This window comes from uncultured Planktosalinus sp., assembly GCF_963973675.1.
Classification (GTDB): Bacteria; Bacteroidota; Bacteroidia; order Flavobacteriales; family Flavobacteriaceae; genus Planktosalinus.
Map to the genome: position 1 here is coordinate 19,033 of NZ_CAXBAN010000001.1, position 9,752 is coordinate 28,784.

Below are 9,752 nucleotides of genomic sequence, written 5' to 3' on the forward strand. Positions count from 1 at the left end.
AGTGATGAAAACCCTTTTAACTTATCTCAATTTATTATTTCTTTTAATAGTTCTGATTAGTTGTTCAGACAATAAACATCCTGAAGAACAAGTGAATCGGAAAGAGAAATCTGCAGCACTATTTGAATACCTCGATAGCAGCAAAACCGGAATTAATTTTGATAATGTTATTACAGAAACTGAACGGTTTAATTTCTTACTATATGAATACCTCTACAATGGTGGTGGTGTAGCAATTGGAGATATTAACAACGATGGATTGCAGGATATTTATTTTACTGGAAATATGACTCCAAATAAACTGTACCTAAATTTAGGCGATTTTAAATTTCAAGACATTACTGAATCCTCTGGTGCACATGGAGGAAGAGGTTTTAAAACCGGAGTTACCATGGTTGATATCAACAATGATGGTTTTTTGGATATCTATGTGTGTAAATCTGCTCTGGGAGACCCTGAGTTAAGGAGAAATGTGCTTTACATAAATAATGGCGATTTAACATTTACAGAGCGAGCTGCAGAATACGGCCTGGATGATCCAAGCTATTCAATTCAAGCCTATTTCTTTGATATGGATGGCGATAATAACCTGGATATGTATCTGGTAAATCACCCTAACGATATGCGTGAGGCAAACGCTATAAAAATTACTCAAAACAAGGAGGGTGAGTTAGCACTGGCGTCACCACCAACATATGACTATGTATCTGATCGGCTCTATAAAAACACTGATGGAACATTTTCTGATATTTCTGAAAAAGCAGGAATATTAAATTATGCTTTTGGTTTAAGTGCAGTGATTGGAGATTTTAACAATGATGCACGGCCTGATATCTATGTTGCAAATGATTATATAAAACCTGATCAACTTTTAATCAATCAGGGAAATGATACTTTTAAAGACCATTTAGACGATTATTTCAGGCAAACTTCCTTCTCCTCAATGGGTTCAGATTATGCAGATATCAACAACAATGGCTGTTTTGACCTGTTAACACTCGATATGCTGCCCAAGGATAATTACAGGAGAAAAATGATGTCGCAATCTCAAAATTACGACAAATTTGAGAAAATGTTGAACTATGACCTTAAGGTGCAATTTGCATCCAATGCACTGCAATTAAATTCCTGTACAGGTAATTTTTCAAACATAGCCTATATGAATGATGTTGCATTAACAGAATGGAGCTGGGGCGTGCTCTTAGCAGATTTTGATAATGATGGTTTAAAAGATATACATATAACAAATGGGTATGTGAGAGACATTACCGACAATGATTATTCTAAATTTAAAATGGACCGCCTCCAAAAGCAATTAAATACAAAAGAAATTACTTTGACAGAATGGATTGAAGAGATACCTAGTGTTCCAGTTCCGGCATTTATGTTTAAAAACCAAGGAAATAATAGTTTTGACAACTACTCAAATATATGGAATAGTGGAACACCTTCCTTTTCAAACGGTTCAGCTTATGCAGATTTGAATAACGATGGGTTTTTAGATTTAGTTGTCAGCAATATCAATGAGCAGGCTTTTATAATGAAGAACAACGGAGCCACTCAAACCAACAACTCTTACCTTACCGTTTTATTAGAACACAACCCAGAAGAGGTTTTACTAGGCACTAAAGCACAAGCACACCTTTCTGATGGAACTGTAATCACAGAACAATATAACCCTACAAGAGGCTTTTTGTCTTCATCTCAGCATCGTTTGCACTTTGGAATTAAGGAAGGACAATCAATTTCAAAACTAGATATTATTTGGCCTGATCAAACAATGCAGTCAATTGAAAACCCCTCTTTAGATCAATTGCTGGTAATTTCAAAAAATGCTTCTGAAAAATATAAAATCCCTGAAAATGAGTTGGTCTACTTTGAAGATGCATCCTTAAAGTTGCCAAAAGAAGTAATTCACACAGAAAACAACTATATTGATTTTAAAAGAGAAGTACTATTGCATCACAAGTACAGTGAAGAAGGCCCCGCTATTGCTGTTGGGGATATTAATGGAGATGGACTGGAAGACATGTTTTTAGGAGGAGCTAAAGACTTTGAGGCAAAAGTTTTTTTACAAACCTCTAATGGAAAGTTTATCCAAAAGAGAAATTCAGAAATTGAAAATCACAGTCAATATGAAGATGTAAGTGCGTTGTTTTTTGATGCAAACGGGAATGGACATCTTGACCTGTATGTTGTTAGCGGTGGAAATGAACACTTGGAAAACAACCCCTTATATCAAGATAGATTATATATAAATGATGGAGCCGGAAACTTTAAAAGTTCAGCAAACTCACTCCCTGAATTTTACGAAAGCGGAAGTGTTGTAAAAGCGCACGACATAGATGGTGATGGGCAATTGGATTTATTTGTAGGAAGTAGACTAACACCCGGAAGATACCCCGAAGTACCCCAAAGCTATCTTTTAAAAAATAATAATGGAACCTTTAGCGATGCTACAGACCAATGGTCTGAGGAATTAAAAAACATAGGGTTAATCACAGATGCTGCTTTTAAAGATTTAAACAATGATGGTGTTAAAGAACTTATTTTGGCAGGAGAGTGGATGCCTATTAGTGTTTTTGAAATTGAAAATGGCATCTTTAAAAATAAAACCACCACTTTTGGTTTAAACAATCAAAAAGGGTGGTGGTACTCATTGCTAATTGAAGATCTTGATGGAGATAATTATCCTGAAATCATTGCAGGAAACTTAGGACTCAATTCTCAGCTAAAAGCTTCAGACAATGAACCGGTTTCAATTTATTTCAAAGATTTTGATAATAATGGAAGCCTTGATGCGGTTTTATGCCATTATGATGGAGGTGTAAGTTACCCGCTCTTAAACCGTGATCGTCTGTTATCACAAATGATCTTCTTGAGAAAACGCTTTACAAGATATGAGCCTTATGCCAAAGCCTCCATCAATGAAGTATTTACACCTCAAGAACTTCAGGGAGCAACAATATTTAAAGCAAACAATCTTAAACACACACTCTTTGTTAATAAAAAAGGAACCGGGTTTACTGCAAAATCACTTCCAGACTATACACAAATTTCAGTCCTGAAGTCTGCACAAGTCCTAGATGCTGATAAAGATGGCAACAAAGATTTAATTGTAGGGGGCAATTTTTATGGTACTGATGCTGAGTTTGGCCGCTATGATGCATCAATCGGGGCACTCTTGTTGGGTGATGGCAATTTAAATTTTAAAGTAATTCCACCTGCTGAAAGCGGATTTATTATTCCTGGAAATGTTCAACACATTGCACCAATAAGCATAGGGGGTGAACAATATTACTGGATTGTCAGAAACAATGATTTAAGCAGCTTAATGAAGTTGAAGTAATCACAACTTTCCACCCCACTCATCAAAAAATTGATTTAGAAAATGAACCATATAATCGTGTCTTTGTTCAGCAAGTTTTTTTCCTGTTTCTGTATTCATCAATCCTTTTAACAAAAGTAATTTTTCATAAAAGTGATTGATAGTCGGAGCTGTTGAGTTTTTATACTCCTCTTTACTCATCGACAAATTTGGTTTTATTTGAGGGTCATAAAGTAGCCTGTTTTTATATCCACCATAGTGAAAAGCTCTGCTAATACCTATCGCACCCATAGCATCAAGCCGATCAGCATCCTGAACAATATCAAGCTCTTTTGAAGTGTGAGTTTTGACTGTTTGTCCACCTTTGTAAGAAAGGTTTTCAATAATCTTAACAACATGATCAATTGTTTCAGGATTTACCTTTTGAGCTGTGAGAAATTCTTTGGAAATTTTTGGACCCATTGTTTCATCTCCATTGTGGAACTTACTGTCTGCAATATCATGAAGCAGGGCAGCAAGTGAAACAACAAAAAGTGTGCATTTCTCAGTTGAGGCAATCAACAAACTATTCTTATAAACCCGTTCAATGTGAAACCAGTCGTGACCTGCTTCAGCATTTTTTAAGGTCTTTTTGACAAAACTCTTTGTGTTTTCTATTATTTGTTTTTCGTCTGAATGCAAGGGTTACTTTAAATTAACATTGTTGGTAATTTGCTTCTCCAAGATGTCAATCAATACATCATGATTAAAATCAGAGACTTTTATAGGCTCTTGAATTTGAAACTTAAGATGTGTGCCTAAAGGAATTGGAAAAACACCATATTTCTGAAGCCTCCATGACCCACTGATGGAAACAGGAAGTACATAGGCCTGCGGAGCATATTTAAATAGTATTTTCAACCCCTTTTGTTTAAAAGCTTTGTTTATACCAGTTCTGCTGCGTGTTCCTTCGGGAAAAATCACAACACTTCTGTTGTGTTCAGAAATATAACGAGCTATTTTCTTAATTTCTTCAACAGCTTGATCCGGATTTTTACGGTCAATCAAAACGGAGCCACCATGCTTTAAATTATATGAAATTGTTGGAATTCCTTTGCCAAGCTCTTTTTTGGATATAAACTTGGGGTGTAACCTTCTCAAAAACCAAATCAAGGGCGGTATGTCCCACATACTTTGATGATTAGAAACAATGATTACCGGTTTTCCAACCGGAAGACTTTTGGGCAGATTTATAGTATAGCTTGTTCCAACTATATGAAGACTTCTTAATAACAACCAGTTAAAAAGTGCGACACTGTTTTTATGAGCATTATACCCGATTATATTGAGGCAAATACGTTGAATTACTTCAAACAAAAGCAACAACACCCCAAAGATGAGATAAAAAACAATTGAAAAAATGTAGCTGAATATTTTTAATATCAAAAACTTCATCCCATCAAAAATAGAAAAACCGCCCCAATTGGTGACGGTTTTTGCACATAATTTTTTTGAAAACCTTTAGCAATATTGATTGTAGGCATCCATTAAATTTTCTGCAATTAATTCTGCAGGGCGTCCTTCTATATGATGACGTTCCAGCATATGAACCAATTCGCCATCTTTAAAAAGCGCCATTGAAGGTGAGCTGGGAGGAAATGGAACCATTTGTGCCCTGGCTGCATCAGTTGCTTCACGATCTACTCCTGCAAAAACGGTAACTAATTGATTGGGTTTTTTGTCGTTTTTAAGTGACATTTTAGCTCCGGGACGTGCATTCGCAGCAGCGCACCCGCAAACTGAGTTTACTACAACCAGTGTAGTGCCTTCCTTTTTGAGGGCGTCATCTACTTGAGCTGTTGTATGTAATTCTGAAAAACCTGCAGTAACAAGGTCTTCACGCATGGGTCTGACTAATTCCGGTGGGTACATAAGTATCTTATTTAAAATTATTCTAAAGTACAAAGGTAATAAAAAATGTATTTTATACTCATTAATGATGATTTCATATTCTAAAGGTTTCGTTAAATTAAATTCAATAAAATTCTTGGGAAAGCTCTCAATTCGAATACGTATCTTTGCTCTTCTTTAAAAATTAAATTTTAGTAAATTGATACGTTGGCTTGGTGCTCTTTTAGGCTTTATTTTTTTTCGTTTTCTAGGTGCGATTATTGGTTATATAATTGGAAGTATTCTTGAATACCTGGGAAAAAACTCCAGAGTGTATACTTCATCACAAAGCAACAGAGTTACACCGGCAGACTTTGAATTAAATTTGCTCTCGCTGGCTTCCCTTGTGATTAAAGCCGATGGAAAAGTGAGTCAACAGGAAATGCAATTTGTACAGACTTATTTTGTGCAGGCATATGGTAAGGAACGAGCCAATGCTACTTTCAAAACCTTTAATGAAGTGGTTAAGAAAAGAGAGGTTTCTGCAAAAAATGTATGTGATTATTTAAGAATGCGCACCCGCTATGAATCACGTCTTCAAATCATTCACTTTTTATTTAATATTGCTCAGGCAGATGGGCACGTTTCAGAACTTGAAGTTCATAAAATCAAAGAGATTTCAGGATTACTTGCAGTTGGATTTCGTGATTTTGAAAGTATCAAGGCTATGTTTTTTAAAAATCCCGATAGCGCTTATAAAATATTAGAAATAGAAAAAACAGCCACCGTTCCCGAAATCAAAGCTGCGTATAGGAAAATGGCCAAAAAATACCATCCTGATAAACTTCAGCACATGGATGAGGCTTACCGCAAGGGTGCTGAGGATAAATTTAGAAAAGTGCAGGAAGCTTATGAACAAATCCAAAAAGAGCGCGGATTTTAAATTATTTTAGTGTAAACCTTACACCCAGGAATCCGCGAATTCCTTGATTGGGTGCATACATATAGGACGGGTCAAAAGTCAACGCATAGGGGTTGTCTGGAGTTACAACAGCATTTCCGTTTGAGTCAAATACCACATTTTCATCAAATGGGTCATCTGCACGGGCTATTAAAAATGGCGTATGTTTATCCGGTGTCCAATTGAGCAAGTTTTTGATTCCTCCGTAAATTTCAAAATTGTCAAAGCCGCCATAAGTGAATTGTATATTTTGTATGCTCCAGGTGGGACTGTATTCTGGTCGCGGATCGCGCTCTCCAAGAAGTGGTAAGCGCATCGGCCCATAGATATTTCCGGTATAGTCAATCCAGAAATTATAGTTGTAAAATTTGTAAGAGAGCGCCCAGGTACCCATAAAGCGCTCGGTAAGTATTTGCTGCTTTCGTTCACCCTGTTCTTTGGAGGTAACATCTTGAATAGTGGTACCTAGCATCGCTTTAAAGCCATTACCCAAAACAGCATCAAGACTAAAGCTAAGGCCTTTGGAGGATGCGCTTCCGTCAAGGTTGTTGTAAATAATTTGATTGGGATTGGTGTCATAATCTGGCAAAATAACATTGGTGAAATGTGTGTACCAGGCAGAAGCATCAAGTGTGATTATTTTTCCTGTTTTTTGATAGATTTTTTTCAGGTAGTTGAAATTGATATTCAAAGAACGTTCGGGTTTCAGATTTTCTGAAATGATAACGTCCCGTGCGCCGGTAAGTGCGGCATGTTCTTCTGTAAAAATATTCACCACCCTAAAGCCTGTTCCGGCATTAAGTCTGAGGATGTCATCCTTTTCAGACTTGTAACGATAGGCTAGTCTGGGTGTGAAAATACTGCCGTGACGTGAGTCATAATCATACCTGCCGCCCAAAAGCAATTTGTGTTGTTCTGAAAAATTAATTTCATCCTGAACAAACAGTGAAGGAATGGCAACTTCATCAGGCTGTGGTGTAGCAGGGGTGTTGTCATTGTAAAAATTATAACGCAGTGCTGCACCAAATAGCAAGTCGTGTTGTTTTATTTTTTTATCCCAAAGAAGTTGCCCAAAACCAATGCGTTGTTGTGCCAGGTATTTTACATCTCCGTAAACCGAATTCTGGTCATGGTCTGTGAGCGAAAATTGAAAAAACATTTTTTCCTTTAAAGGAAGCTGATAGTTCCCTAACAGTTCCCATCGGGAGGTATAAATACTTTCACCATATACTTCATCGCCTCCGCGAAAGAAGGGGTTCCATTGCATCTCTCCACCCCAGCGGTCTTCATAGAAATAACGCCCTGCCAGTGAAAATTTTCTGTTATCCCTGCGACTAAAATCCCATTTCTGAAATATAGAAATACGGTCCTGCAGGGTGACGTCTGTAAAATTATCATTGTTTTTATCCTTGGGATTGCTGTAATTAAAATAATTCAAACCTAAAAGCATGGTTGCTTTTTCACTCACTTTTGCACGGTAGGAAATGTCAGTGTTTATCTCTCCCCAGCTTGTAGTGTTGAGGTCAACCGAAAATTTCGGGGCGTGTTCCGGCAGCATGGTAATGACATTAATCAGTCCGCCCACGGCTTCACTTCCGTAAAGAGAAGAGGCCGGTCCTTTCACAATTTCCACTTGTTCAATCAGAGAATTGGGGATGCCTGAGAGGCCGTAAACAGTTGATAAACCACTTACAATAGGCATACCGTCTATCATTACCAATGTGTAAGGGCCTTCAAGCCCGTTGATGTGAATGTCGCCGGTGTTACAGACATTGCAATTGAGTTGCGGACGCACACCATTGATGTTTTGCAAGGCTTCAAATATATTGGGGGTGGGGTTTTTTCTAAAAAATGAAGGGCGATATACCTCAACAGGAACCGGACTCTCCAGTCTATTAACCGGTTTAAGTGTGCCCGAAACTACGATTTCATCCAACAATTCATTTTCATTCAGGACAAAATCAATGTTCGTATTTTGATTGCGAACCGTGATTTGTTTGCGTTCCGAGATGAATCCTGTGTAGGAAGCAACAAGCACATAAGAACCGGGCTTTATTCCTTGTAGAATATAATTTCCATTGATATCAGTAGTGGTACCTTTTGAGGCGCCTTCAAAATAAACATTTACAAAAGACAAAGGTTCATCACTTGCACGCACCGTTCCGGTGATGCTATAAGATTCCTGAGCTACTACAAACTGACTAGCAAACAAGAGTATAAGCAACCATTTTTCCATATTAAAACAATAATTATTTGACAAAGGTATAAAATATATTTAGATAAGACTAAAAATGTATTTTATTTAAATTAAATTTGTATTTTTGCAGAAGTAAATACGTTGGTATGTTTAGCGATTCAGAAGAAAATTATTTAAAAGCTATTTTTCATTTGGAAAGGTTTTCGAAAGAAGGCGTTTCAACGAATGCCATTGCAGAGCAAATGCACACCAAAGCCTCTTCTGTGACGGATATGCTTAAAAAACTGGCAGAGAAAAAACTGGTAAATTATGTGAAATATCAGGGTGTTACACTTACAAATGAAGGAAAGAAAACCGCCGCCAAAATCATCAGGAAGCATCGTTTATGGGAAGTTTTTTTGGTAGAAAAACTCGATTTTAGCTGGGATGAGGTTCATGAAATTGCAGAACAGCTCGAGCATATAGAGTCTGATGTGCTAATAGAAAAGCTGGACAGGCACCTTGATTTTCCAAAGTTTGATCCCCATGGCGACCCCATTCCTTCCAATGACGGCACCTTTCCTGAAAGAGATAAAGTGCTGCTCAGTGACTTGAGTATTGGGGAATCAGGAGTTTGTGTGGGAGTTAAAGACACCTCCTCTTCTTTTTTGAAATTTCTTGATAAAAACGGAATCGCACTCGGAAAAAAAATAAAAGTGATTGATCAGGAAGAATTTGACAATTCACTGCACATACAGGTCGGAAAAGAATTATTTACCATATCACATATCATTGCTTCAAACTTATATTTAAAATCCAATTAATTTATGAATGATGTAATTGCTTATTTTGAACAACTGGATCCTATCCTGGCAGCGCTTTATGCAACTTTATTTACCTGGGGCTTGACTGCTTTAGGCGCCTCGGTTGTTTTTTTGTTTAAAACGATGAGCCGGGCTGCATTAGATGGCATGTTAGGTTTTACCGGTGGAGTGATGGTGGCGGCAAGTTTTTGGAGTCTTCTAGCGCCGGGCATAGAGATGAGCCCCGGCGAAGGTTTCATAAAAGTAATACCGGCAGCAGTAGGATTTTTCTTGGGAGCCGTGTTTTTATTTGGCCTGGATAAGATTTTACCTCATTTACATATCAATTTTCAAATGAGCGAAAAAGAAGGTATTAAAACACCCTGGCATAAAACCACATTACTCACCTTAGCCATTACAATGCACAATATTCCTGAAGGGCTTGCTGTAGGTGTTTTATTTGGCGGTGTTGCTATGGGTATGGATGGGGCAACCATTGGTGGTGCTGTGGCACTGGCTATGGGGATAGGTTTACAGAACCTGCCTGAAGGAGTCGCAGTGGCGATGCCCTTACGACGTGCCGGTATGAGCCGAAAAAAGAGTTTTATGTATGGT

The 9,752-nt window shown here is 37.6% G+C and carries 8 protein-coding genes; 4 read left to right on the top strand and 4 right to left on the bottom strand.

Annotation, left to right across the window (positions count from 1 at the left end; genetic code table 11):
- Positions 1 to 4: 4 nt before the first annotated feature.
- Positions 5 to 3,349: a VCBS repeat-containing protein gene (locus tag AACY61_RS00110; protein ID WP_339608958.1), complete on the top strand. Its 3,345-nt coding sequence runs from the start codon at positions 5 to 7 to the stop codon at positions 3,347 to 3,349.
- Here AACY61_RS00110 and AACY61_RS00115 read toward each other — a convergent pair whose 3' ends face one another.
- From AACY61_RS00115 to AACY61_RS00125, 3 genes are all read right to left on the bottom strand, one after another.
- Positions 3,350 to 4,009, bottom strand: a complete 660-nt coding sequence (locus tag AACY61_RS00115) for an HD domain-containing protein (protein ID WP_339608960.1) — start codon at positions 4,007 to 4,009, stop codon at positions 3,350 to 3,352.
- Between the two features lie 3 nt (positions 4,010 to 4,012).
- Positions 4,013 to 4,762: a lysophospholipid acyltransferase family protein gene (locus tag AACY61_RS00120; protein WP_339608962.1), complete on the bottom strand. Its 750-nt coding sequence runs from the start codon at positions 4,760 to 4,762 to the stop codon at positions 4,013 to 4,015.
- Positions 4,763 to 4,828: 66 nt separating this feature from the next.
- Positions 4,829 to 5,239 carry a BrxA/BrxB family bacilliredoxin gene (locus AACY61_RS00125; protein ID WP_339608963.1) on the bottom strand — a complete coding sequence of 137 codons (411 nt, stop codon included), beginning with the start codon at positions 5,237 to 5,239 and terminating at the stop codon, positions 4,829 to 4,831.
- A gap of 178 nt (positions 5,240 to 5,417) precedes the next feature.
- On the opposite strand from AACY61_RS00125, the gene AACY61_RS00130 reads away from it, so the two are divergent.
- Positions 5,418 to 6,140 carry a TerB family tellurite resistance protein gene (locus AACY61_RS00130; RefSeq protein WP_339608965.1) on the top strand — a complete coding sequence of 241 codons (723 nt, stop codon included), beginning with the start codon at positions 5,418 to 5,420 and terminating at the stop codon, positions 6,138 to 6,140.
- Between the two features lies 1 nt (position 6,141).
- On the opposite strand, the gene AACY61_RS00135 is transcribed toward AACY61_RS00130, so the two are convergent.
- Positions 6,142 to 8,394, bottom strand: a complete 2,253-nt coding sequence (locus AACY61_RS00135; protein WP_339608967.1) for a TonB-dependent receptor — start codon at positions 8,392 to 8,394, stop codon at positions 6,142 to 6,144.
- A gap of 107 nt (positions 8,395 to 8,501) precedes the next feature.
- Here AACY61_RS00135 and AACY61_RS00140 point away from each other — a divergent pair, with 107 nt between their 5' ends.
- Together AACY61_RS00140 and AACY61_RS00145 are read left to right on the top strand one after the other, a co-directional pair.
- Positions 8,502 to 9,158, top strand: a complete 657-nt coding sequence (locus tag AACY61_RS00140; RefSeq protein WP_339608969.1) for a metal-dependent transcriptional regulator — start codon at positions 8,502 to 8,504, stop codon at positions 9,156 to 9,158.
- A 3-nt stretch (positions 9,159 to 9,161) separates the two neighbouring features.
- The coding region (locus tag AACY61_RS00145) for a ZIP family metal transporter (protein WP_339608971.1) at positions 9,162 to 9,752 on the top strand (591 nt) is incomplete at its 3' end.